Origin of the sequence: Methylobacterium cerastii (assembly GCF_022179125.1) — a bacterium.
GTDB classification, from domain to species: domain Bacteria; phylum Pseudomonadota; class Alphaproteobacteria; order Rhizobiales; family Beijerinckiaceae; genus Methylobacterium; species Methylobacterium cerastii.
Window position 1 is genome coordinate 15,713 of the sequence record NZ_BPQG01000006.1, and the last position, 23,102, is coordinate 38,814.

The 23,102-nt window shown below is 70.1% G+C and carries 20 protein-coding genes; 8 read left to right on the plus strand and 12 right to left on the minus strand.

What is annotated here, in order from left to right; translation table 11 throughout:
• Positions 1 to 156 precede the first annotated feature (156 nt).
• The 3 genes from clpA to MFF13_RS02150 form a co-directional block, all read right to left on the minus strand.
• The gene (gene clpA, locus MFF13_RS02140; RefSeq protein ID WP_147750619.1) at positions 157 to 2,637 is read right to left on the minus strand and encodes an ATP-dependent Clp protease ATP-binding subunit ClpA; all 2,481 of its coding nucleotides are present in this window, start codon (positions 2,635 to 2,637) and stop codon (positions 157 to 159) included.
• A gap of 26 nt (positions 2,638 to 2,663) precedes the next feature.
• Positions 2,664 to 3,080 carry an ATP-dependent Clp protease adapter ClpS gene (clpS, locus tag MFF13_RS02145; RefSeq protein WP_373322472.1) on the minus strand — a complete coding sequence of 139 codons (417 nt, stop codon included), beginning with the start codon at positions 3,078 to 3,080 and terminating at the stop codon, positions 2,664 to 2,666.
• 152 nt (positions 3,081 to 3,232) lie between these two features.
• Positions 3,233 to 3,634, minus strand: coding sequence for a phasin family protein (locus MFF13_RS02150; RefSeq protein WP_147762687.1), 402 nt, complete (start codon positions 3,632 to 3,634; stop codon positions 3,233 to 3,235).
• Positions 3,635 to 3,924: 290 nt separating this feature from the next.
• Here MFF13_RS02150 and MFF13_RS02155 point away from each other — a divergent pair, with 290 nt between their 5' ends.
• Complete coding sequence (locus MFF13_RS02155) at positions 3,925 to 5,409, plus strand: D-alanyl-D-alanine carboxypeptidase (protein ID WP_147762688.1); 1,485 nt, start codon at positions 3,925 to 3,927, stop codon at positions 5,407 to 5,409.
• 144 nt (positions 5,410 to 5,553) lie between these two features.
• Here the strand turns inward: MFF13_RS02155 and MFF13_RS02160 are convergent, their stop codons facing one another.
• Genes MFF13_RS02160 through MFF13_RS02170 form a run of 3 tightly spaced genes read right to left on the minus strand, consistent with a single transcriptional unit; the run spans position 5,554 to position 7,713 of the window.
• On the minus strand, positions 5,554 to 6,264 hold the full coding sequence (locus tag MFF13_RS02160) for a J domain-containing protein (RefSeq protein WP_147750616.1): 711 nt from the start codon (positions 6,262 to 6,264) through the stop codon (positions 5,554 to 5,556).
• A gap of 4 nt (positions 6,265 to 6,268) precedes the next feature.
• A complete protein-coding gene (locus tag MFF13_RS02165; protein WP_147828226.1) occupies positions 6,269 to 6,550 on the minus strand; it encodes a hypothetical protein in 282 nt (93 codons plus the stop codon).
• Entirely contained in the window at positions 6,547 to 7,713 is a 1,167-nt protein-coding gene (locus MFF13_RS02170) for a S1C family serine protease (RefSeq protein ID WP_147762690.1), read from the minus strand. The genes MFF13_RS02165 and MFF13_RS02170 overlap by 4 nt, the downstream gene beginning before the upstream one ends.
• A gap of 424 nt (positions 7,714 to 8,137) precedes the next feature.
• Between MFF13_RS02170 and MFF13_RS02175 the strand changes: the two genes are divergently transcribed.
• Positions 8,138 to 8,353 carry a hypothetical protein gene (locus MFF13_RS02175; RefSeq protein ID WP_147750614.1) on the plus strand — a complete coding sequence of 72 codons (216 nt, stop codon included), beginning with the start codon at positions 8,138 to 8,140 and terminating at the stop codon, positions 8,351 to 8,353.
• 250 nt (positions 8,354 to 8,603) lie between these two features.
• Here the strand turns inward: MFF13_RS02175 and MFF13_RS02180 are convergent, their stop codons facing one another.
• On the minus strand, positions 8,604 to 12,044 hold the full coding sequence (locus tag MFF13_RS02180; RefSeq protein WP_238270604.1) for an SbcC/MukB-like Walker B domain-containing protein: 3,441 nt from the start codon (positions 12,042 to 12,044) through the stop codon (positions 8,604 to 8,606).
• Positions 12,045 to 12,300: 256 nt separating this feature from the next.
• Here MFF13_RS02180 and MFF13_RS02185 point away from each other — a divergent pair, with 256 nt between their 5' ends.
• Positions 12,301 to 13,068: a sialate O-acetylesterase gene (locus MFF13_RS02185; protein WP_187273575.1), complete on the plus strand. Its 768-nt coding sequence runs from the start codon at positions 12,301 to 12,303 to the stop codon at positions 13,066 to 13,068.
• A 3-nt stretch (positions 13,069 to 13,071) separates the two neighbouring features.
• Here the strand turns inward: MFF13_RS02185 and MFF13_RS02190 are convergent, their stop codons facing one another.
• Genes MFF13_RS02190 through MFF13_RS02200 form a run of 3 tightly spaced genes read right to left on the minus strand, consistent with a single transcriptional unit; the run spans position 13,072 to position 15,562 of the window.
• The gene (locus MFF13_RS02190) at positions 13,072 to 13,698 is read right to left on the minus strand and encodes a DUF4194 domain-containing protein (protein WP_147762693.1); all 627 of its coding nucleotides are present in this window, start codon (positions 13,696 to 13,698) and stop codon (positions 13,072 to 13,074) included.
• Positions 13,691 to 15,106, minus strand: a complete 1,416-nt coding sequence (locus MFF13_RS02195) for a Wadjet anti-phage system protein JetA family protein (protein ID WP_147762694.1) — start codon at positions 15,104 to 15,106, stop codon at positions 13,691 to 13,693. The genes MFF13_RS02190 and MFF13_RS02195 overlap by 8 nt, the downstream gene beginning before the upstream one ends.
• Before the next feature lie 36 nt (positions 15,107 to 15,142).
• Positions 15,143 to 15,562: an FKBP-type peptidyl-prolyl cis-trans isomerase gene (locus MFF13_RS02200; protein WP_147750609.1), complete on the minus strand. Its 420-nt coding sequence runs from the start codon at positions 15,560 to 15,562 to the stop codon at positions 15,143 to 15,145.
• 314 nt (positions 15,563 to 15,876) lie between these two features.
• Here MFF13_RS02200 and ggt point away from each other — a divergent pair, with 314 nt between their 5' ends.
• The 5 genes from ggt to MFF13_RS02225 all read left to right on the plus strand — a co-directional run bounded on the left by ggt (position 15,877) and on the right by MFF13_RS02225 (position 21,742).
• Positions 15,877 to 17,574, plus strand: coding sequence for a gamma-glutamyltransferase (gene ggt / locus MFF13_RS02205; protein WP_238270615.1), 1,698 nt, complete (start codon positions 15,877 to 15,879; stop codon positions 17,572 to 17,574).
• A 113-nt stretch (positions 17,575 to 17,687) separates the two neighbouring features.
• On the plus strand, positions 17,688 to 18,002 hold the full coding sequence (locus MFF13_RS02210; RefSeq protein ID WP_147762696.1) for a hypothetical protein: 315 nt from the start codon (positions 17,688 to 17,690) through the stop codon (positions 18,000 to 18,002).
• Between the two features lie 85 nt (positions 18,003 to 18,087).
• Positions 18,088 to 19,149 carry a Holliday junction branch migration DNA helicase RuvB gene (ruvB, locus tag MFF13_RS02215; protein WP_147750606.1) on the plus strand — a complete coding sequence of 354 codons (1,062 nt, stop codon included), beginning with the start codon at positions 18,088 to 18,090 and terminating at the stop codon, positions 19,147 to 19,149.
• A gap of 357 nt (positions 19,150 to 19,506) precedes the next feature.
• Positions 19,507 to 20,229 carry a DUF4142 domain-containing protein gene (locus MFF13_RS02220; RefSeq protein ID WP_147750605.1) on the plus strand — a complete coding sequence of 241 codons (723 nt, stop codon included), beginning with the start codon at positions 19,507 to 19,509 and terminating at the stop codon, positions 20,227 to 20,229.
• 319 nt (positions 20,230 to 20,548) lie between these two features.
• Positions 20,549 to 21,742: a site-specific DNA-methyltransferase gene (locus MFF13_RS02225; RefSeq protein WP_147762697.1), complete on the plus strand. Its 1,194-nt coding sequence runs from the start codon at positions 20,549 to 20,551 to the stop codon at positions 21,740 to 21,742.
• A 205-nt stretch (positions 21,743 to 21,947) separates the two neighbouring features.
• Here MFF13_RS02225 and MFF13_RS02230 read toward each other — a convergent pair whose 3' ends face one another.
• The gene (locus MFF13_RS02230) at positions 21,948 to 22,433 is read right to left on the minus strand and encodes a F0F1 ATP synthase subunit B family protein (protein WP_187273579.1); all 486 of its coding nucleotides are present in this window, start codon (positions 22,431 to 22,433) and stop codon (positions 21,948 to 21,950) included.
• A 19-nt stretch (positions 22,434 to 22,452) separates the two neighbouring features.
• Complete coding sequence (locus MFF13_RS02235) at positions 22,453 to 23,034, minus strand: F0F1 ATP synthase subunit B family protein (protein ID WP_147750602.1); 582 nt, start codon at positions 23,032 to 23,034, stop codon at positions 22,453 to 22,455.
• Positions 23,035 to 23,102: the final 68 nt, after the last annotated feature.

The window sequence follows — 23,102 nt, forward strand, 5'->3', positions numbered from 1 at the left end:
GTCACGCCCCCTCGGTCCTTCGCGGCGGCGTACGGTCGCCGCGTCCATGTCGTGGTTGTCCACGATCCTGAAAGCCGCAATCGCCGTCATGCGCAAGGCCCCGAAGCGCTGGGAGCGCTTCAGGGCCTGCCGAAACGGCGTTTCGTCCGTTCGTCGTCAGGCCCGGACGAGGGGCACCTTCGGCACCGTGCGGACGCCACCGCCGCCGGAATTGCCGCCCTTGTCGTCCTTGGGCGTCTTCTTGCGTGCGGCGGCCCGGGGCTTGGCCCGCTTGTGCTTCTTGACGGCGTTGGTCACGTCGGCCTCGGGCTTCGGCACCACAGGGCCGGCCGGGAACTCGAAGCCCAGCGTCTCCTTGCCGCCGGCCTTCGCCTCGGCATCCTCGGGCTTGCGCACGATGACGCGGACCGCGCCGCCGTTCTTCAGCTTGCCGAACAGCACCTCGTCGGCGAGCTGCGTCTTGATGCTCGACTGGATCAGCCGCGCCATCGGGCGGGCGCCCATCGCGTCGTCATAGCCGTGCTCGACCAGCCAAGCACGCGCCTCGTCCGACAACTCGATCGTGACGTTGCGGTCGGCGAGCTGCGCCTCGAGCTGGAGCACGAACTTGTCGACGACCTTGGCCACGACCTCCTTCGGCAGGTGGCCGAAGGAGATGATCGCATCAAGCCGGTTACGGAATTCCGGCGCGAACAGCTTGTTGATCGCTTCGACGTCGTCGCCCGTGCGCTTGGCCTGGGTGAAGCCGTAGGCCGACTTCGCGAGGTCGGAGGCGCCCGCGTTCGTGGTCATGATGATGATCACGTTACGGAAATCGACCTGCTTGCCGTTGTGGTCGGTGAGCTTGCCGTGATCCATGACCTGCAACAGGATGTTGAACAGGTCCGGGTGCGCCTTCTCGATCTCGTCGAGCAGCAGCACGCAATGCGGGTGCTGGTCGATGCCGTCGGTGAGCAGTCCGCCCTGATCGAAGCCGACATAGCCGGGTGGGGCGCCGATCAGCCGCGAGACGGTGTGGCGCTCCATGTATTCCGACATGTCGAACCGGAGCATCTCGACGCCGAGCGACGATGCCAGCTGCTTGGCGGCCTCGGTCTTGCCGACGCCGGTCGGGCCGGCGAACAGGTAGGAGCCGATCGGCTTGTCAGGATCGCGCAGGCCCGCGCGGGCCAATTTGATCGCCGAGGTCAGCGCCTCGATGGCGTTGGGCTGGCCGTAGACCACCCGCTTCAGGTTCTCGGTCAAATGCTGGAGCACCACCGCGTCGTCCTTCGACACGGTCTTGGGCGGGATGCGTGCCATCGTGGCGATCGTCGCCTCGATCTCCTTGATGCCGATCACGCGCTTCCGGCGCGCCTCCGGCACCAGCATCTGCGAGGCGCCGGTCTCGTCGATCACGTCGATCGCCTTGTCGGGCAGCTTGCGGTCGTTGATGTAGCGCGCCGACAGCTCGACCGCGGCCTTCACGGCCTCGGTGGTGAACTTGAGCTTGTGGAACTCCTCGTAATACGGGCGGAGTCCCTTCACGATCTCGATCGCGTCCGGGATCGACGGCTCGGCGACGTCGATCTTCTGGAACCGCCGCACCAGGGCGCGGTCCTTCTCGAAGTACTGGCGGTATTCCTTGTAGGTGGTCGAGCCGATGCAACGCAGCGTGCCGGCGGCGAGTGCGGGCTTCAGGAGGTTCGAGGCGTCCATCGCCCCGCCGGAGGTGGCGCCGGCGCCGATCACCGTGTGGATCTCGTCAATGAAGAGCACCGCGTTCGGGTGCGCCTCGATCTCCTTCATCACCTGCTTGAGACGCTCCTCGAAATCGCCACGGTAGCGGGTGCCGGCGAGCAGCGTGCCCATGTCGAGCGAGAACACGGTGGCGTCGGCCAGGACCTCCGGCACCTCCTTCTGCACGATCTTGCGGGCGAGGCCTTCCGCGATCGCGGTCTTGCCGACACCGGGGTCGCCGACGAGGAGCGGGTTGTTCTTCTGGCGACGGCACAGCACCTGGATCGTGCGCTGGACCTCGCTCTCGCGACCGATCAGCGGGTCGACCTTGCCGTCGCGGGCCTTCTTGTTGAGATTGACGCAGTAGGCGTCGAGGGCGTCGCCCTTCTTCTTGGTGCGGTTCTCGCCGTCGTCGCTCGGGCGTTCGTTCGAGCCTTCCTCGTCCGCGCCGCGAACGGGCTTGGACTCCGACGCGCCGGGGCGCTTGGCGATGCCGTGGCTGATGTAGTTGACCGCGTCGTAGCGGGTCATGTCCTGCTCCTGCAGGAAGTAGGCGGCATGGCTCTCGCGCTCGGCGAAGATCGCGACGAGCACGTTGGCCCCGGTCACCTCCTCGCGGCCTGACGACTGCACGTGGATCACCGCGCGCTGGATCACGCGCTGGAAGCCGGCCGTGGGCTTGGCGTCCTGGCGGCCGTCGCCGGTGAGGTTGGAGAGCTCGGTGTCGACGTACTCGACGAGGCTGCGCTTCAGCGTGTCGATCTCGACGTTGCAGGCCCGCATGACTGCGGCCGCGTCCTGGTCGTCGACCAGCGCCAGAAGCAGGTGCTCCAGCGTGGCGTATTCGTGCCGGCGCTCGCCGGCGAGCGCGAGGGCGCGGTGAAGAGCTTGTTCAAGGCTGCGTGAGAAGCTGGGCAATGCTCGAGCCTTTGTGCTGCGTGAGCCTACTTTTTTTCCATAACACACTGCAGAGGATGTTGGTGTTTGCGCGCAAAGTCCATGACCTGCGTCACCTTGGTCTCGGCGACCTCGTAGGTGAACACCCCGCATTCTCCGACGCCGTTCTGATGCACGTGCATCATGATCTGGTAGGCGTCTTCCTGAGTCTTGTTGAAGAACCGCTCGACCACGAGCACGACGAATTCCATCGGCGTGTAGTCGTCGTTGAGCAGCAGCACCCGATACAGGCTCGGTCGCTTGGTCTTCGGCTTGGTACGCGTGATGATCGCGGTGTTCGAGCGATCGTCCCCGCCCGGCGATCCGGGGTCGGACGCGACCGCGGCGGATCGCGCCGCCGCGAGGGAGGGCCGGATTACACGCGTATGGGGATGAGCGGTGCCCCGCATCGGGACGTCTGTCATCGTGATCGAACCGGCTCCTTCATGCCGGCCGTCGCTCGTCGCATCGCTGCGACGGGTCCGGCCGCGTCGAGCCAATCTAGAGGGCGGGATTCGGTTTCGCCAGTCGTCTGCGCGCAACTGTCCGGGAGCGGCCCGCCGCCCCGGCCTCCGAGTCAGGCGGCCTTCGGCTCCGTCGCCGCCGTTACGGACCTGCCCGTCGCCGCGGCGAAGGGGTTTGCGAAGGGTTTCGCGAACGGGCCCGCCATGTCCGTCGCCAGGGTCGCGTAGAGGTCGCGGAAGGTCCCGGCGCGCGCCATCCAGAGTTCGCCCGCGGCCTTCACGAAGTCGCCCTGAATCGCTATCACCTTCACCGGGCTACCGGCCTTCACGACCTTCTCGGTGGTCGCGACGACCTCGGAGCTGACCTGCTTGAGATAGTCCATCCACTCGATCCCGATGGTCTGGCTCGTGCGGGCGGCGGCGCCGACGCTTCGGCTCAGCGCGGCGGCGCCGGCCTGGGTGCGCGCGAAACCCTGACGAGAGAGCTCACCGGCCGGGTTCGAAGCGAGGGTCATGGTGGGCCTCCTGCGACGCAGCGGGCTCGCCGCGCGACGGTGCAAGCAAGGATTCTCGGCCGAACAGGTCGACGCGGCAGACGATATTTGTGCGCCGCACCATCGAACGTCAATCCACGTTTGCACTGCGAAGTACACGTGCAAACTGCGGCGACTCCATTAACCGCGCCGTAACTGCATCACCGTAGCGTGTTTGACAGACGCGATCGGGCCACGCCTCGAGCGCGTCCCGAGCTGAATGGTGCGTTGCAAACCGGTCGCGGCCGGTCTGTCGAGGGCAATGAGTCGTGATGCGTAGCGTTTCCCGTCGCTCTCGAACCCTGCCCGCCCTGTCGGCCGCGCTCGCCGCCGCCGCGGTGCTGACCGCGATGGCCTCGCCCGCCGAGGCGCGCCGCCACGGTCGCCACGTCCGCCCGGGCGGCGGCTACAACCCGCCCTACGCCGCGATGGTGGTCGACGTGAAGTCTGGCCGCACGCTGCATGCGGTGAACGAGGACGCCCTCCGGCATCCGGCCTCGATCACCAAGGTCATGACCCTCTACATGCTGTTCGAGCAGATGGAGAAGGGGCGTTTCGCGCTCGATTCCGAGCTGACGATCTCGGCCCACGCCGCAGCGCAGGCGCCGTCCAAGCTCGGCCTGCGCCCCGGCCAGACCATCGCCGTCGAGGACGCCATCAAGGCGATCGTGACGAAGTCGGCCAACGACGTGGCCTGCGCCATCGGCGAGAACATCGCCGGGTCCGAGGAGCGCTTCGCCGAGCTGATGACCGCCAAGGCCCATGCGCTCGGCATGAGCCGCACGCATTACGCCAACGCCTCGGGCCTGCCCGATGCCGAGCAGATCACCACCGCCCGCGACCTGACGGTGCTCGCCCGCGCGATCCAAGATCGCTTCCCGCGCTACTACCGCTACTTCCAGACCCGGTCCTTCGCCTTCCGCGGCCGAACCATCGGCAACCACAACCACCTGCTCGGCAACGTCGAGGGCGTGGATGGCATCAAGACCGGATACACTCGCGATTCCGGCTTCAACCTAATGACCGCTGCCAAGTCCGACGACCGCCAGATCGTCGCGATCGTGCTCGGCGGCAAGTCGGGCGCCAGCCGCGACCGGATCATGGCCGACCTCGTCCGGGGGAGCCTGCCGCGGGCCTATGCCGGCGCCCGGCAGGCGCCGCCGACCGTCGAGGTCGCCGAGCGCGCCCGCCCGGCGGTCGTCGCCGACGCGGTCTCGCGCACCCGGACACAGCTCGCCTCGGCCGAGGACGACGAGGTCGAGACTACGAACTCGACCGATGCCACCCAGCCCCTCGACATCTCGCCCCGCCGCTCGACCGCGACCCCCGGCAGCGCCGGCGCGTTCAAGGCCGGCCCGCTGCCGAAGGCGGCGCAGGCCTACGCTGCCCCCTCGACCGCGCAGGCCGCGTTCCCCGGCGCGCGCAAGTCCGACCAGCGCATCGCCTCGGCCGACGGCCCGGTCGCCCGCGCCGAGGCACCCAAGCCCGTCCTCGGCCCGAAGATCGTGCCGACGGCCTGGGTGATCCAGCTCGGCGCCATGGACGACGAGGGCAAGGCCAAGGCGATGCTCGCCGACGCCAAGGTGAAGGGCGGCGGCAGCCTCTCGAAGGCCGCCCCCTACACGGTCAAGGTCGAGCACAGCGGCGCCACACTCTACCGCGCCCGCTTCTCCGGCTTCCAGGAGCAGGACGCGGCGCAGGATGCCTGCTCCACCTTGAAGCGCAGCGGCTTCAGCTGCTTCGCCACCCGCAGCTGATCTCTTTCCCGATGCCGTCGCGGTCCGTTCGACCGTGACGCTCTACGATCAACGGCCTTCGCCGTGACGATCGTGCCTCGCGCCGACGGCGGATCCCGCCCTCGGCGAAAGCCGTCCCGTACCCCTGGCAACGCGCGTGGAGTATCAGCGATGTCGGTTCGTCAGCCTGTCGCGGGCCGCGTTGACGCGGGCCGCCCCCTCGGCGCTTCCCCCCTGGTCGGGGTGGGCCCGCTTCATCAGCGTCCGGTGAGCCGTGCGGACGGCCTCTGGGGTCGCCCCGCGCTCAAGCCCCAGGATCTGATAGGCCTCGTCCTGCGTCATCGCCCCTGGCTGCGCCGGGCGGCCCGGCCGCGGGTGGCCATCGCGCTCAGCGTCTACACGCCAGCCGGCGTGCCTGCGGTCGAGATACGCCTCTAGCGGAACCACCGCGGCGGGGTCCTGGACGCGGCAGACCGCCAGCACGGCGCGGAGGTCGGCGAGTCCCAGGCTCTCGAGCCGCCGCCCTCCGAGCGGCCCGCCGCGCAGGATGCCGTCGCCGACCTTGCCGTCGTCGCCCACGACGAAGTCGATGCGGGCCGTCCGGTGCCGTCGCGGCGACGGCGTCACGGATGAAACCCAGCGTTTCAGCCGGGCGCCCAGCGTCTCCGGCCCGTCGAGCAGCCAGACGGCACCGAGCCCGAGGACGAGGGCAGGGCCGAGCTGGCCGCGCAGCATCAGGATGGCGGCGAGCGCGAGCGCAACCCACGCGCCCGCTCGCCGGATCAGCCGCGGCGTGAGCCGTGGGCCGAGCCTGCCGCCGTTGCGGCCGAGCCACCACAAGCCGGAACACGCCAGAAGACCAAGGGCGAGCAGCATCGCGTCAGCGCCGCATGTCGAAGGTGGAGCTCGCGCGTCCGCCGACGCGGATGCCCGTTCCCGGCAGAATCTCGTGGAACCCGGTCTCGCGCCTTGAGGCGGGGACCTCGCGCGATCCGCAGCCGGGCTGCGGCGGCAGGCGCACACCTTCGGGCGCATCCTCCGGGCAGAGCCGCGAGCGGGCTTGTCGCTCGATGGCTTGCCGCTCGGTGGCCTGGGCGGGGAGGGGAGGGGCCGTACAGAGGCCGGCCGCAAGGCCGACGACGAGCAGGCGAGGATGGATCATGGCCGGTTCTCCGCGACGTCCGCCGTCGTGATGCGCACGCGGCGGACGCGCCCGTCCCGCTCAACCGCGAGGTCAATCTGCTGTCCCAGGCCCGCCGCCTCGATCGCCGCGGTAAGGTCGGCGAGGCGATGCACCGGGCGGTCGCCGACGCCGACGATGACGTCGCCGACCGTGCCGGTCTGCGGGTCGACGCCACGTAGGCCCGCGCTCGCGGCTGGCGATCCGCGCAGCAAGCGCAGGACCACGACGCCGTCGATGCCGAGCCGGGCGGCTGTGGCCTCCTGCCCGGCGATGATGCCGACGCCGGGATTGCGCACACGCCCGTTGCGGATCAGGTCCGGCACGACGCGGTTCACCACGTCCACCGGCACCGCGAAGCCGATACCGGCGCTGGCGCCGGACGGCGAGAAGATCGCGGTGTTGACCCCGATCAGCCGCCCGGCGGAATCGAGCAGCGGCCCACCGGAATTGCCGGGATTGATCGCCGCATCGGTCTGGATCACCCCGGACAGCTCGCGCCCCTCGCTCGTCGGCAGGCGCCGCTGCAGGGCGCTGATCACGCCGGTGGTCAGCGTGTGGTCGAGGCCGAACGGGTTGCCGATGGCGAAGGTCGACTGGCCGACCTTGAGGTCGGCCGATGTGCCGACGGCCAGCGGCGGCGGCGCCTTGGCGACGCGCCCGAGGCGCAGCACCGCGAGGTCGTAGGCCGGCGCGGCGCCGACCACCGTCGCCGTCACGACCTCGCCCGAGGACAGCCGGACCGAGATCGGCCCGCCCGACTGGATCGCCGCCTGCACGACGTGGTTGTTGGTGACGACGTGGCCGCCGGCGTCCCAGACGAAGCCGGTCCCGGTCTGGGTGTTGCCGGAACCGCCCTGGCCGCCCCCTTGACCGCCCGCTTGGCCCTGCTCGGATTCGTCGTCGAGGCTCATCAGGTCGGCGCCGCGGGCCGCGCCCTGCGCGAAGACGTGGACGACCGAGGGACTCGCCCGCTCGAACAGCGCTACCGTCGTCGCCTCCGCCGGCGCGAGATCGCCGCGGGCGGTGATCGCGCGGGGGACCCCGCGCGAGAACAGGAATGCGGTGACGTAGGGCTGGGCGACGAACAGCGTCAGCAGCACCAGGACGGCCGCCAGCACGAGGCGCACAAAACGATCCGGCACGATGGGTGACCTCTCCGGCAGGCGGGCGCAGACGCGGGGCTGACCTGCGCGCCGCCCTTAACGTGGCATTCAGCCTGTGCGCTTCAACGTTCTTGCACGGGAATGGTCAAGGAGTGGCGCCGCACCGTCGCGGCGCGGCGGAGACGCTAACGGAATGGTCATTCCTCGAGACCACAGTTTCGGGAAGACAAGACGAAGCTCCGAGGTGTCCGCGTCTAATCTGCCACTTCTGGTGGGCAAGGAGACGCGAACGATTTGCGACGCAATCATGACCGGTTTCTGACCAGGATGCCGCAATGATCGTGAAGCCGCCTTAGAGATGCTTCGTTTCTCGAATGAATACGGTGTGTTCCTGGTCGGCCGACCCTCGCGTCGGCTGCGGACGCCTGAACGGACGATGCCGTTTCGGAAGGAAAAGAGTGAGATGGAAACCGAGGCTCTCGAACGACCCGCCGACCTGACGATCTGGCGCACCCTGCCGGCAACCTCGCCGCTGGCGCAGCCCGAGCGCTACGGCACCCTGCGCGAGGCGATCGCCGCCGCAGCCGGCGCGCTGACCGACCCGGCCAAGCAGCCCTGGATCATCACGGAGGAGGGCGAGATCCTGTCCCCGAACTGGATCCGCACCTACCTCAACTAAGCCCCTGTGCGACCCGCCTTTCCGGCCCTCCACCTTCACGACGAGGGGTCGGGGAGGGCGGCCGGTGGATAAGTGGGACGACGGCGCGTTTTGTCGGCGCCGTTTTGACAAATGTGAATGCCGGCTGGGCTTGCTTATTTTAAGTTGAAGCCGGCTTGATGAGTTCCCCCCTCTCGTCTGGCTGGCACCGCTGGCCGGACGTTCTCCCGATCGTTCTCGTGCCGGCGGTGCCTAATTCGCACCGCGCCACCTATTCGGCCGCATCGCGATCGTCGTCGTACCGTTCCGGATTGATCGCGTGCAGGGCACGCTTGGCCGCCTCCAGCGGGTGCTCGGATTCGATCCGCACCGAGGCGAGGTCCGGGCTCTTGTAGACGGTGACGATGGTGTCCATCACCTCGGTCAGGGTCGTGCGCTTGTCCTCCGGGGCGGCGATCAGCAGTTGCAGCCCCCACGCCGCATAGAGGTCGACCAGCGCTTGGCTGTTGCGCACGTCGAGCTTCGAGAACGCCTCGTCGAGCAGGCATAGGCCGAAACCGGGATTCTCGTCGCCCGGCCGGTCGCCGGGATAGTAGGCGCTGGCGAGCGAGGCGGCGATCGCCACGTAGAACGGCGCCTGCGCTTCGCCGCCCGATCCGCGCAGCGCCCGGCTCGACATCGTCGTGCGGTTGCCGGCCCCGTCCCGCATCCCGATCTCGTAGACGAAGTAGTTGCGGTAGTCGGCGAGCCGCGCCGCGTCCTCGGCCCCCGAGATCAGGGCGGTGACCTCCGCCAAAGCCGCCGCCATCGGACCCTCGCCGTCGTCGGGCAGCAGCGCCTGCGCGGCGTCGGGCGAGCGCGCCACCTCGGTCGCCAAGGCGTGCACGGCGGCGTAGCGGCGATCGACGGTCGCCTCGAAGGCGTAGGTCTGGCCGGTGAAGCGCTGGGTCGAGAGCCGCTCGTTGAGGGCGTCGAGGCGGGCGCGGACGCGCTCGAACTTGTCGGCCAGCCGCGTCAGCAGGTCCTCGGTCATCAGCCGGCGCATCTCGTCGGTGGCGCGCTCGGCCTGGGCGCGGTAGCGGCGCAGCTCGTGGCCCTCGACCTCGTCGTGCTCGCGCCGGACCCAGGCGTAGCCCAGGGTCGCCGGCTGATCGCCGCGATTGCCGTCGCCGCGCCCGAGCGGGTTGTCGATCCGCCACTGGGCGCAATACTCCGCCAGATCCCGCTCCGCCGCGCGTCCGTGTGAGCGGGCGCTCTCGGCCGCCTCCTGCGCGAGGCCGCGCTCGGCCGACGCCGCGGCCGAGATCGCCTTCGCCTCCAGCCCGGACAGCTCGCTTCGGATCGCGTGGACAGGGGCCGCCGAGAACACCCGGCCGCGCACCATGCGGATGCGCAGGGCGTCCCCGCTGGCGAGCCGGTGCAGGCTGCTCCGCCGAGCGACGAAGGCGGCCCGCGCCGCCTCGCGCCCCGCCCCGAGCCGCGCCCGCAGGCCGGCCTCCTCCGCAAGCAGGCCGTCGAGCTTCGGCTCCAGCACCTCGGACAGCTCACGCAGATACGCGATGCGCTCGGCGGTGAGCGCCTTGATCTCCTCGGCGAGCCCGGCGGTGTCGCGCTTCTCGATCGCCTCGCGCTCGGTGGCAAGGGTACGCTTGCGGCCTTCGATCCCGTCGATCTCCTCCCGCAGGGCGTCGCAATCCTCGACGCCGCGGGCGATCCGCGCCCGGATCGCCGCCGCCGTCCGCGCCGCCTCGCGCAGGACCACGGCCTCGCCGCGCAGGCGCTTGGCTTCCGTGACGGCGATCTCGTGGTTGCGCCGGCTTTCGGCGGTGGGCCCGCGCTGGCCCCGGGTCATCAGCAGGTCGACCGAACGGGTGACCGAGTAGGCCATGCCCGCGGTGGTGCGCCCGCTCGGCGCCACCGCGCGGCTCATCCGGCGCAGCTCGGCGTCGTCGCGCGCGAGGTCGTAGCCGCCGAGCCGCACGCCGAGGAAGGCGGCGGCGTGGGGGTCGTCGGTCTCGATTACCGAGAGTGGCCCGTCGTCGAAGCGCCGCGCGCGCTGGCCGGCGGTGTCGGTGGTCTTCACCAGGATGCAGCGGCTGAAGCGGTCGCGGTTGCCCTGAAGCACGCCCAGCGCTTCTTCCAGGCGATCGGGGGCGACCACCAGCGCCTCGCGCGCCCGGCCGAGCAGGCCTTCGAGCGCCGGCCCCCAATGCGGATCGACGATCTCGGCAAGCTCGCAGACCGGCACCGCATCGATGTTGCGGCGCGCCAGCTCCATCCGGAAGGCGACCGTGTCGGACGAGAGTCGCGCGGCGTGCCCGGACGCGGGCGCAGGGGCCGTGCGCTCGGCCTCGCTTTCCTGCGCGCGCGCCTTCAGCGCCGTGTCCTCGGCGGCCCGGTCGAGGGCCTCGTCGAACTCGGGGAGGCGAAGCAGGCCCTCGATCAGGTCGGCCAACGGGCCGTCGAGGCGCAAGGTCTCCTCGGGCGGCGCCTCGCGGCGCAGCCCCGAGCGGGCGCAGGCCTCGGCGAGGCGCGCCGCCTGCGGCGCCACCTGGCGCAACACCGGCGCGACCGCCTGGAGCTTGCCCATCTGTCCGACGAGGCCGACGAGGTCGGCGACGCGGGCCGCTAGGTCCCGCCGGTCGCGCTCCAGCATCGATAGGCCGATGGTCGAGGCGGCCAGGCGCCCGTCGGTCGCCCCGCCGACGACGAGGGCTTTCTTCTCGGCGATCTCCCCGTCGATGTCGCGGACGAAGCCGCGGCTCGTGCCGACGCTCTCGCGGGCGATGCGCAGGGCCTCGGCCCCGGCCCGGAGCTTGGTCCGCACGGCGACGAGGTCGTGGCAGCGGCGACGCAGTTCGGCGGTCGCCGCGCGGGCCTCGTGGATGCCGGAGGCGAGCACCGCGTCGGCCCAGGATTCGTAGCGCCCGGCGAGGCGCTTCAGCCGCGCGAGCTTGACCTCCAGCTCCTCGATCGTCTCCAGCAGGCGGCGCCAGTTCTCCACCGATTGCCGGACGCGGGCGACGTCGAGCGGTTCAGGATCGAGGACGAAGCTGCGCACGAAGGCGCTCGAATCGAAGATCGGCTTGAACGCGACGGCGTTCGAGAACGTGCGCAGGAAGTGGCGCGGGTCAGGCGCGGGCGCGCCTTCGCGAAGCGTCGCCAGCACTTCCGCCGTGAAGCGCTCGCCCGACGAGCGGAACTCCTCGAAGCGCTCGGTGCGCACCCGCAGGTCCTTGGCGATCTCGGTCCAGGGCGCGGTGAAGCTGCCCTCGGAATTGGTGCGGAGGTAGTCGCCGATCTCGAAGCGGTGGCCGGTGGCGATGAAGCGGGAGAGCACCTCCTCCTTCTGGTCGCTCGCGCGCGCCGCCAGAGCCAGCCCGAACGAGACCGTGCGCCCGGTCGCCGCGTTCTCGAACACTAGGGCGATGACGGTCTCGCAGGCCTCGCGCGTCGGGCGGCCGCCCTCGGCCGGATCGCTGATCCAGCCGAGGCAATAGTCGCGCACGGTGCGCGCGCTGCGGCCCGAGGCCGAGGCGTTCAGGGCGAGCCGGCTTGCGTTGTTGCCGGCGAGCACCGTGCCGACCGCATCGAAGATCGTCGACTTGCCGGCCCCCGTCGGCCCGACGAGCGCCGCCGCGCCCCGAATCCGGATTTGCTCGCGCCGGATGAGATACCAGTTCGAAAGGGCGATGTCGGTGAGACGGTACACCGGGGGCGGGTCCGATCCGGGTGAGAGGGCGCCCAGTTGGCCAACCGCGCGGGCAGACGCAAGGGCGCCCGCACCACGCACGACGGCGCCCGCACCGGTTTTCGGTGTAGAGCGGGACCGAAGGTCCCTCGATCCCGAGGGCGCGGGCACGGCGACCATGACATCGAGGGTGCATCGGACGGGTTCTCGGTGGGCCTCGAAGCTCGGTCTTTGGTCTCTCATCGGCCTCGCGCTGGCGTCGTCTGCGGCGGCGGCCGTGTGCAGTTCGACCGATCGGGGCCGGGGCACCGACGTGGTGCTGCTCGCCGGACAGTCGAACATGGTTGGGTTCGGCCTCGGCTTCGACGCGACCCTCGACGGCATGCCCGATCCCCGCATCGTCCAATGGAGCCAGGCCGGCAGCCGGGGCCGGATCGTGCCTGCGATCGATCCGCTCCTGCATCCCGGCCCGGCCGCGGGGCGGGTCGGCCTGGGGTTGAGCTTCGCCCGCGCCTACATCGCCACGCGCCCGCCGGGCCGCCGCATCCTGCTCGTACCCGCGGCCGTCGGCGGCACCGGGTTCGCCAACGGCCACTGGAACCCCGGCGACGATCTGTTCGAGGGCGCGGTGCGGCGGACACGGGCCGCACTCGACGCGGCGCCGAACGCGTGCCTCGCCGCGATTCTCTGGCACCAGGGCGAGGCCGACGCCGGCGCCTTGTCCGGTCCGGACTACGCCGCCCGGCTCGCCCGCACCGTCGCCGCTTTCCGCGCCCGCATCGGCGGCGCGCGCCAGGTGCCGTTCGTGACAGGCGGTTTCGAGCCGGACTGGGTGACGTCGAGCCCGGCACGGCTCGCGATCCTCGATGCGCTCGCGCATCTTTCCGACGCCGTCGCGCTGACGACCAACGTCTCCGCGGACGGACTCGCCGGCAACGCGGGCGACAGGATCCACTTCGATGCCGCCTCGCAGCGTATCCTCGGGCGACGCTACTTCGAGGCCTTGCGCACGCTCGTTCCCCCGCCGCACGCGGAGAGGCCCTGACCCTTACGCCTCACCGGCCTCCAACCACGCGCGAAGCCGGTCGAGCCACGCATCTGAGGCAAGCACGAGGATGCCGGGCAGCACGCTCACCGGGGTGACGCGCTCGGCCCGGTCGCGCTCGCCCAGCCGGAGGCCGCCGCGGCGGGCGACGAGACGGAGGATCTCGATCAGCCGCGTCTCCTCCGGCGGGTCGTTGCGGGCTGCGGTGCGGATGCGCTCGGTGACGTCGTCGGTGGTGGCCTCGACCAGGCCGTCTGTGGAAACGCGGTGGTCGCGCAGGCCCTCCTCGTAGATCAGGCGCAACGCCAGCAGCACCAGGGTCTCGTCCTTGCGCAGGCGCTCGGCGACGATGTCGTGGCGCGGCCCGTCCGGCGCGAGGGTCAGCGAAACCATCTGGTCGCGGTGGGAAACGGTCAGCGCGTAGCCGAGGCAGGCGAAGTAGTCGGTGAAGAACGGCGCATAGTGCCGGGCGAGCTCGTAGCTGCGGCCGATGCCGGGGGTGTTCGAATAGATCACCTGGCCCTTCAGCAGCACCGCGAGCGCCCGGGTCAGCTCCTCCACGTCGGGCGCACGGGCGCCGGGCGGCGGCGTCTCCTCGCCGTCGATGATGGCGCGGAACGGCTCAAGCATGCCGATTCCCTGCGGGTCGGTCGCCCGCATGCCGATCGCTAGAGGTGCGGCGGATGACGAAGTCGGGGCAATCGAGCCACCCGTTCGAGAGGCGCCCCTCCACCCGCGACACGGCGTAACGGGTGCCGAGGGCGCCCTCGAACAGCACGTCGATCTCGCGCAGGCGCTGGAACACCACGAAGGCGTCGACGTCGGCCACCGCGATCGCCGAGCCGCGCAGAGTCCCGTCCAATCCGAGATGGCGGTCGAGGAAGGCGGTCATCGTTTCCGCCGTCACGGTGGTGCGCCGGCGGTAGGCGGCCTTCGCCTCGACGAAGGCCTCGATCGCCGGATCGATCTCGAAATCCGGCAGCGCCTCCAGCTCGATCGGCGCCTTGCGCCCGCGCGGGATCGACAGGTGCGGCGTGCCGATCGGCGGCCGCAGGAGCGATATCGCCGGCGCCACGTCCGGCGCGCCCGCGGCCGCGCCGACCGCGCGGAGCGCCGCCGCGGTGCGCTCGATGCCCGCCGAATCCGGCCGGTCCATGTAGCGCACGGCGGCCGCGATCCGGCGTTCCATCCGCGCGACCACGTCGTCGACGGCGTCGAGGTGCCGGTCGAGGCCTTCGAAAATCGACAGGATCTGGGTGAGGTCGGCGCGCACCCCGCGCTCGGCGGTGCGCAGCTCCGCCGCCCGGCCCTCGCGCAGGATCGCCTCGGCCAGCGCCCGGATCAGCAGCGGGTCGCGAAGCGCGCGTCCGGCCTCCCGCACGATGGCCGAGCGGAAGCGGAACGGGTTGTAGCGGGTGTTCAGCGTCCGGTAGTCGCTGATCAGGTGGCGCTCGACGAAGTCCTCGAAGTAGAGGCGGAAGGCCGCGCGCATGTCCTCCTCGTGGAGGATGCGCTCCTCGATCTTGCGCATCGCGCCGGCCAGCCCCCGCACGTGGCCGAGGAAGGCCTGCGCCGCGCGCGCCGCATTGCCGAGCGCCTCCGAGCGGTCGGCCGGGTTGGCGATCGCACTCTCCAGGCTGCCGAGCACGTCGAGGATGGCGGCGCCGTAGGAGCGGGTCTCGCCGCGCTCCATCCGCGACAGCTCCTCGAGCAGGAGCCGCGCCTCCGGGTCGAAGTCGACCACCGGCACGTAGCGCTCGCGCCGCTCGATCAGCCAGCCGGTCTCGAGGAAGCGCCGAAAAAGGGCCGAGCGGCGCTCGATCGGATCGATGGGCACCGGCTCGTCGTCGGATTGCTGATCGAGCGCCCACTCGGCGGAGAAGTCGCCGATGGCGGCCAGCAGCTCCGCCTTGCGCACCGGGTCGGGGCTGGTGCCCATCACCTTCCGGTGCAGGTGCAGCAGCAGCGCCGCGTTGAACGCGCGGCTCGGCGAGGCCAGCGGCCGGAACAGGTCGTCGGGAAGCTGCGCGAACAGCATTCTGGGCCGACCTTTCCCGCCGCCGAGCCGTCTGCCTTACTTCGCGCCGAGCAGCTCGACGTCGAAGATCAGCGTCGCGCCGGGTGGGATGATGCCGCCGGCGCCGCGGGCGCCGTAGCCGAGCTCGGCCGGGATCACCAGGGTGCGCTTGCCGCCCTGCTTCATTGTGGCGACGCCGAGGTCCCAACCCTGGATCACCTGGCCGGCGCCGAGGGTGAAGGTGAAGGGCTGGTTGCGGTCCCGCGAGGAATCGAACTTCTTGCCCTTCTTGCCGGCGTCGTCGAGCCAGCCGGTGTACTGCACGGTCACCTTCTGGCCGGCCTTCGGCTCGGGGCCGGCGCCCACGACTTCATCCTGATACTTCAGGCCGGAGGGGAGGGTGGTGTAGTCGGCGTTGGCGGCAGCGGTCATGGCGATCAGCACGGCTCCGGCGATGGGGAGAATAAAGCGAGGCATCGTTCCTCCGTCGGGGCGAGCCTCTGGCGGGCCGCCCGTCGATGGGCCTCTTAACAGGTGGCGCGGGGCCGAGGCCAGCGGGAGCCGTTTCTCCAAGCCCAGCGCGGATCGAAGTCGCGGAACGCGGCTTGCGAGACGGCGGACGCGATCCGTGGCCCGATCTTGTACAGCCCCGGTTGACGGGGAGCCGGCCTTCGCCGTCCATGCCACCTTCACCATGACGGCTCGGAGCGACGATGCGCTTGGATCAAACGGACGGAACGAAGGCCACCACCGATCGGACATCGCCCCGGGGGCGTCGCGCGGTGGCCGCGATGGCGCTGCTGACGTTCGCGACGGCGGCCGAGCCCGCCAGCGCCGCCTCCGTCGCACCGGCGGTCGCCGAGCACGGCATGGTCGTCACCGCCCAGTACCTCGCGACGCAGGTCGGCGTCGACGTGCTGAAGCGCGGCGGCAACGCCATTGATGCGGCGGTCGCCGTCGGCTACGCGCTGGCGGTGGTCTACCCGGCCGCTGGCAACCTCGGCGGCGGCGGCTTCATGACCGTTCAGCTCGCCGACGGGCGCCGGACCTTACTCGACTTCCGCGAGAAGGCGCCGCTGGCCGCGACCCGCGACATGTACCTCGACAAGGACGGCAACGTCATCAAGGGCTTGAGCGTCAGCGGTCCGCTCGCCGTCGCGGTGCCCGGCACCGTCTCGGGCCTGGAGACGGCGCGCGAGAAGTACGGGACGATGTCGCGGGCCGACCTGATCGCCCCGGCCATCGCCTACGCCGAGGGCGGCTTCGTGCTCAAGCAGGGCGATGCCGACATGTTCGCGATCGCGAGCCCCGACCTGCGCAAGGACCCGGCCTCCGCCGCGATCTTCCTCGATGCGGGCGCGTCGTTCCAGGCGGGCGGAAAGCTGGTGCAGCCGGACCTCGCGGGTACGCTGCGCGCCATCGCCGAGCAAGGTCCGGCGGGCTTCTACGCGGGCCGCGTCGGCGACGCGATCGTCGCCTCGAGCCAGGCCGGCAAGGGGCTCATCGTCCAGGCCGACCTCGACCGCTACCGCACCCGCGAGATGGCGCCGGTGGAATGCGACTATCGCGGCTATCGCGTGATCTCGGCGCCGCCGCCGAGCTCGGGCGGCGTCGTCATCTGCGAGATGCTGAACATCCTCGAAGGCTATCCCCTCGGGGAACTCGGCTGGGGCTCGGCGCAGGCGATCCACTACGAGATCGAGGCGATGCGCCACGCCTACGTCGACCGCAACAGCTACCTCGGCGACCCAGACTTCGTCGACAACCCGACGCGGCGCCTCACCGACAAGGCCTACGCCGCCACCATCCGCGCCGCGATCGACCCGGCCAAGGCCGGGGTGTCGAGCGCGCTAAGGCCGGGCGTCGCCCCGCACGAGGGCAGCAACACGACGCATTATTCGATCGTCGACGGCGCCGGAAACGCCGTGTCGGTGACCTACACCCTCAACGACTGGTTCGGCGCACGCATCACCGTGCCGGGCACCGGCGTGCTGCTCAACGACGAGATGGACGACTTCACCGCCAAGGTCGGGGTGCCCAACATCTACGGCCTGGTGCAGGGCAAGGCCAACGCCATCGCGCCTGGCAAGACGCCGCTCAGCTCGATGAGCCCGACCATCGTCTCGAAGGACGGCAAGCCGGTCCTCGTCACCGGGACGCCGGGCGGCAGCCGCATCCCGACGGTCGTGCTGCAAAGCATCCTCAACGTCGTCGATTACGGCATGAACGTGCAGGAGGCCGCCGACGCGCCCCGCATCCACAACCAGTGGATGCCCGACGTGACCAACGTGGAGCGGTTCGCGCTCTCGCCGGACACCCGCAAGATCCTGGAGGGCATGGGCCACCACTTCGCCGGCTCGCAGCCGGCCAACCACCTCGCTACGATCCTGATCGGCGCGCCGGTGCTGGGCGGCAAGGCCGTCGGCGCGAACCGGTTCTACGGGGCGAACGACCCGCGGCGGAACACGGGGTTGGCGTTGGGCTACTGATTGGGCGTCCGTTTTTGCAGGCTTCGATGGGCGAGCAGCGAGGAATCCCGCCGTCCCGCCCGCGCTGACCAAAAAACGAGTCGTCGTTTTCGCGCCTTGTGCGTTCCTGGGTGATGGAACCGACACCGGACGATTGGGACGCGCGCGTCTCGCGTCTCTCCGAGAAACTGCCCGATCCCTTGCGGCGCATGGTCGACTGGCTGCGCGAGCCGTCGCGGGTGTGGCTGCGGGTCGGGGCCGCGCTGCTGTTCATCCTCGGCGGAATCTTCTCGATCCTGCCGGTGCTCGGCTTGTGGATGCTTCCGCTCGGCCTCGCGCTGCTGGCGCAGGACGTGCCCGGGCTGAAGGTGCCGCTCGAAAAGTCCGCCCGCTGGATCGAGGCGACCTGGGCCGACCTCGTCGCGTGGTGGCGCCGTCGGAAGCGATAAGAGGGGACGACCTGGCGAGCGGCCGCCGCGCTTAGACATCGCGCCGGCCGCGGGTTAGGAGGATCGCATCCCCAGCCGAGGCTCCATGAGTAAGCCGAAACCCCTGACCAGCGCGATCCTCGACCCGGAGAAGCGGGCTGACGACGTCGATCAGACCATCCGTCCGCTGAGCCTGTCCGAGTTCATCGGCCAGCGGGCGGCGCGCGCCAACATGGAGGTCTTCATCCAGGCCGCGAAGATGACCGGCCAGGCGCTCGACCACGTCCTGTTCGTCGGGCCGCCGGGCCTGGGCAAGACCACGCTGGCGCAGATCGTCGCGCGCGAGCTCGGGGTGAACTTCCGCTCGACGTCGGGGCCGGTGATCGCCAAGGCCGGAGACCTCGCGGCCCAGCTCACCAACCTCGAAGAGCGCGACGTGCTCTTCATCGACGAGATCCACCGTCTCAACCCGGCTGTGGAGGAGATCCTCTATCCCGCGATGGAGGATTACCAGCTCGACCTGATCATCGGCGAGGGGCCGGCCGCCCGCTCCGTGAAGATCGAGCTGCCGAAGTTCACGCTGGTGGGCGCCACCACCCGCGCCGGCCTGCTGACGACGCCGCTGCGCGACCGCTTCGGCATCCCGATCCGGCTCGAGTTCTACGACATCGACGAGCTTCAGCTCATCGTCTCCCGCGGTGCGCGCGTGCTCGGGCTCGGCATGTCGGACGACGGCGCCAACGAGATCGCGCGACGCGCCCGCGGCACGCCGCGCATCGCCGGCCGCCTGCTGCGCCGGGTGCGCGACTTCGCCGTGGTCGCCGAGGCGCCGACCGTGACGCGCGCGATCGCAGACAGGGCGCTGAAGCTGCTCGACGTCGACCCGGTCGGCCTCGACGTGATGGACCGCAAGTACCTGACCCTGCTGGCGGTCTCGTTCGGCGGCAACCCCGTGGGGATCGAGACCATCGCCGCCGCGCTTTCCGAGCCCCGCGATGCGATCGAGGACATCATCGAACCCTACCTGCTCCAGCAGGGCTTCGTGCAGCGCACGCCACGCGGACGGGTGCTGACCCGGCGCGCCTTCGAGCACATGGGGTTTCCCGTGCCGAAGCGTGATCCGATCACCCAGGTCGGCCTCTTCACCGACGCCGAGCCCGAGGCGTAGGGTTTTCCTCCGCGCTTGCGCGACCGCCGTGCGGTTTGCCGGGAACTGAGACCATCCAGCAGAGGGCTCGCATGTCGTCTACCACTCGCAGCTATGCATTGAATGCATTGAATCAGGTAGGTAGGGCAAGCAGGCGAAGCCCCCGGTTCTCGCATAAGTCATCCTGTTAGAACGATTAATCAGGGTTCCGCCACTCCTCTCACAAGCTCGCGAACGGCGAACTCTGTAGGCTGATATGCGTCGCAAGCTTGGCTTTAAGCTTCGCAGGTGCGGAACAGGCGGACACGCAGGTTGTTGTGCCGGCAATCGCCCTGGCGCCTCGACGTGCCGGCGAACCACAAAAAGGATCGTCATCCTATGAAGCGTACCGCCACCCTCGCCGTGCTCGGCCTCTCGCTCGCCGCGCTGACCGCCCCCGCCTTCGCGCAGGACGCCCTTCCGATCCGCGTCTCGCCGTTCGAGCGCGGCGTCGGCGCCGCCGGCACCGACACCCCCGAGTTCCGCGCCGAGGCGCTTCGCTCGGACGCCGTCAGCATCGAGTCGAGCCGCATCGCCCTGGAGCGTTCGCGCAACCCTCGGGTCCGCAACTACGCCAACCGCGTGATCACCGAGCGTGAGGCCACCACCAAGGCGCTGCTGCCCGAGGGCACGTCGCTGAGCAGCGGCGGCACCGTCGTCTCCGATCGCCAGGGCTTCGACACCCGCATCGACAACCCGGTCGGCCTCGTGCTCGCCCCGGTGACCATCGCCGCCAACCTCGGCACCAGCATCGTCGGCGGCGTGCTCGGCGGCGTCGGCATCATCGACAACAGCCCGACCGAGCCCGGTCGCCGCGTCGCGATCGGCCCGAACGGCCAGAACCGGATCGAGCGCCTGAAGTCGGCCCGCAACGGCCGTGACTTCGACCGCACCTACATCGACCAGCAGGCCCGCTCGGACGCCCGCACCCTGGCACTCTACGAGACCTACTCGCGCAACGGCGACAACGCCGCAGGCCGCCAGTTCGCCAATGAGGCGCTGCCCTACATCGCCGACGAGCACGGCCACTCGGCCACCCTCGCCAACCGCATCGGCGGGTGATTTCTTTTTAGATTGCCGAATGAAAGGGCCGCCCCGGGAGGGGCGGCCTTTTCCATGTCTGAAGTTGCAACGCTGCGATCACTTCGTTGCGCACTCCGTGTCGGCTCCGGCCGGGGCGGATTGCGTTCGGAGTCGACCAGGCAAACCGCGCCGGCGGCAAAGGTTAAATCCGTGTGAACGCAACGCACGGCGACCAGATCGGAGAGCTTGCAAGCAGAGCCAGCCCCAAACCGGGACATGAAGTTCCGCAAATTGGAAACCCGACCTTTACCTTAACGGGGGCATAGTCTGCCTGTCAGTCGCGTAACCGGTGTTTGCCATGGCTTCCCCGCGTACCGTGGTTGCCGACGCCGCCGCCCGGAAACTTGTCTCGCGTACCGGGCGCGCTTCGTCGGCACCACGGTTGGGTCTCGTACCCGCCGTCCAGCGCCTTCCCCTCGACGAGATCCTCGTCGGCGACTGCATCGAGGCGATGAACCGCCTGCCGGCATCCTCTGTCGATTGCGTCTTCGCGGACCCGCCCTACAACCTGCAGCTCGGCGACGCCTCGCTGATGCGGCCGGACCAGAGCCGGGTCGACGCCGTCGACGACGACTGGGACAAGTTTGCAAGCTTCGCCAGCTACGACAGCTTCACCCGCGATTGGCTCACCGCCTGCCGCCGGGTGATGAAGCCGAACGCCACCCTGTGGGTCATCGGCTCGTACCACAACATCTTCCGCGTCGGCAGCGCGCTGCAGGATCTTGGTTTCTGGATCCTCAACGACATCGTCTGGCGCAAGGCCAACCCGATGCCGAACTTCCGCGGCAAGCGCTTCACCAACGCGCACGAGACCCTGATCTGGGCCTCCCGCTCCGCCGAATCGAAAGGCTACACCTTCCACTACGACGCGCTCAAAGGGGGGAACGAAGACCTCCAGATGCGCTCGGACTGGTTCATTCCGCTCTGCACCGGGGACGAGCGCCTCAAGGGTGCCGACGGCAACAAGGTCCACCCGACCCAGAAGCCCGAGGCGCTGCTGGCGCGCACGCTGCTCTCGGCGACTAACCCCGGCGACGTGGTGCTCGACCCGTTCTTCGGCACCGGCACCACCGGCGCCGTGGCCAAGCTGCTAGGCCGCCGCTTCATCGGCTGCGAGCGCGAAGAGGTCTACGCGGAGGCCGCGCGTCGGCGCATCGACGCGGTCGTGCCGCTGTCGCGGGCTGCGCTCCTCGTCGCGCCGACCAAGCGCGCCGAGCCGCGGGTGCCGTTCCTCTCCGTGGTCGAGGCCGGGCACCTCAAGGCCGGCGACGTGCTTACCGACGAGCGCCGCCGCTTCAAGGCGACCGTGCGTCCGGACGGCCAGCTCGACGTCGGCGTCGCCATCGGCTCGATCCACAAGGTCGGGGCCCTGGTCCAGGGCCTGCCCGCCTGCAACGGCTGGACGTTCTGGCACGCCGAGCGCGCCGGTAAGCTCGTGGTCATCGACACCTACCGCGCGAAGCTGCGCGCGGTGATGGGCGCGGCAGGCTGAACCACCCGCGCCTGGCGCCCACCACTCATCGTCGTCTTGTCAGTTAAGCCCGCAGTCGCACGCCCCTTCCTCGAACGGCGGGGGCGTCCGACTGCGCTGGCGTCGAACGACGCACAAGCCTGCTCGAACGACTTCCGCACATTGGAAAGCACACGAAAAAGCCGCCCGAAGGCGGCTTGATCCGTTCGTCACGGTGATGCGGCGCTTACGCCCGCATGCGGGTCCGGATCTCGCCGAGGCTGGAACGCACCAGCGCCTGGGCGGCGTCGCCCTGCATGCGCTCGCGCAGGATCGTCTCGGAGACCTTCACCGCGGCGTCGGCCGCGGCGGCGCGGACTTCGGCCTGGGCCTTCGCCTCGGCCTGGGCGATCTTGGTCTCGGCCGACTTGGTGCGGCGGGCGATGAAGTCGTCGAGGCGCTGGCGGCCTTCGGCTGCGGCGCGCTCGGCTTCCTCGCGGGCGCTCGAGATGATCGCCTCGGCCTCGCGCTCCGCTTCCGTGCGGCGACGCTTGTAGTCGGCGAGCACGGCGGCCGCCTCCTCGCGCAGGCGCTTGGCCTCGTCGAGCTCGTGGCGGACGCGGGTGGCGCGGCCGTCGAGGCCCTTGGTCATGATCCCGAAGCCGCCGACCTTCCAGACGATCGCCATGAAAATGACGAACGCGACGGCAACCCAGAATTCCGCTGTCATCAACATGATGGGTTCTTCCGTCTCAGTGCGCGGTCGCGGTGGAATCGAGGGCGCGGTCGAGGCTGGCCTGGTCCGGCGCCTGGCCCGTCAGCCGCTCGACGATCGCCGAGGCGGTCTCGCTGGCGATGGAGCGCACGTTACCCATGGCTTCCTGGGTCCGGCTCTGGATCGTCGCCTCGGAGGCTGCGATCTTCTGGTTGAGCTCGGCCTCGAGCGCCTTTCGCTTGGTCTCGGCGGCGGCGGCAAGGTCGTTGCGGGTGCCCTGGGCGATCTCGCGGGCCTTGCCCTGCGCGTCGCGCAGCGACTTGGCGTAGGCCTCGCCGGCGGCGTCGGCCTCGGCCTTCATCGCCTGCGCCTGGTCGAGGTCGGCGGCGAGTCGCGCGGAGCGGTCGTGCAGGATGCCCTGGATGCGCGGGAGGGCGATGTTGGCCATCAGCCAGTAGAGCAGGCCGAAGGCGAGGGCGAGCCAGATCAGCTGCGCCAGGAAGGTGTGGGTCTCGAAGGGCGGGAACGCAGCGGAATGCACCGGCTCCGGGGCGCCGGCCGGCACCATGTGGACGTCGGAACCGGGAGGCGGTGTGGTGAGGGAATTCGGCTGCGCCATGGCCCCGTCCGTATGACCTTGGAAGAAATCGAGCGCTCGCGCGACGGGCGGAGCGCTCACCGGTGATC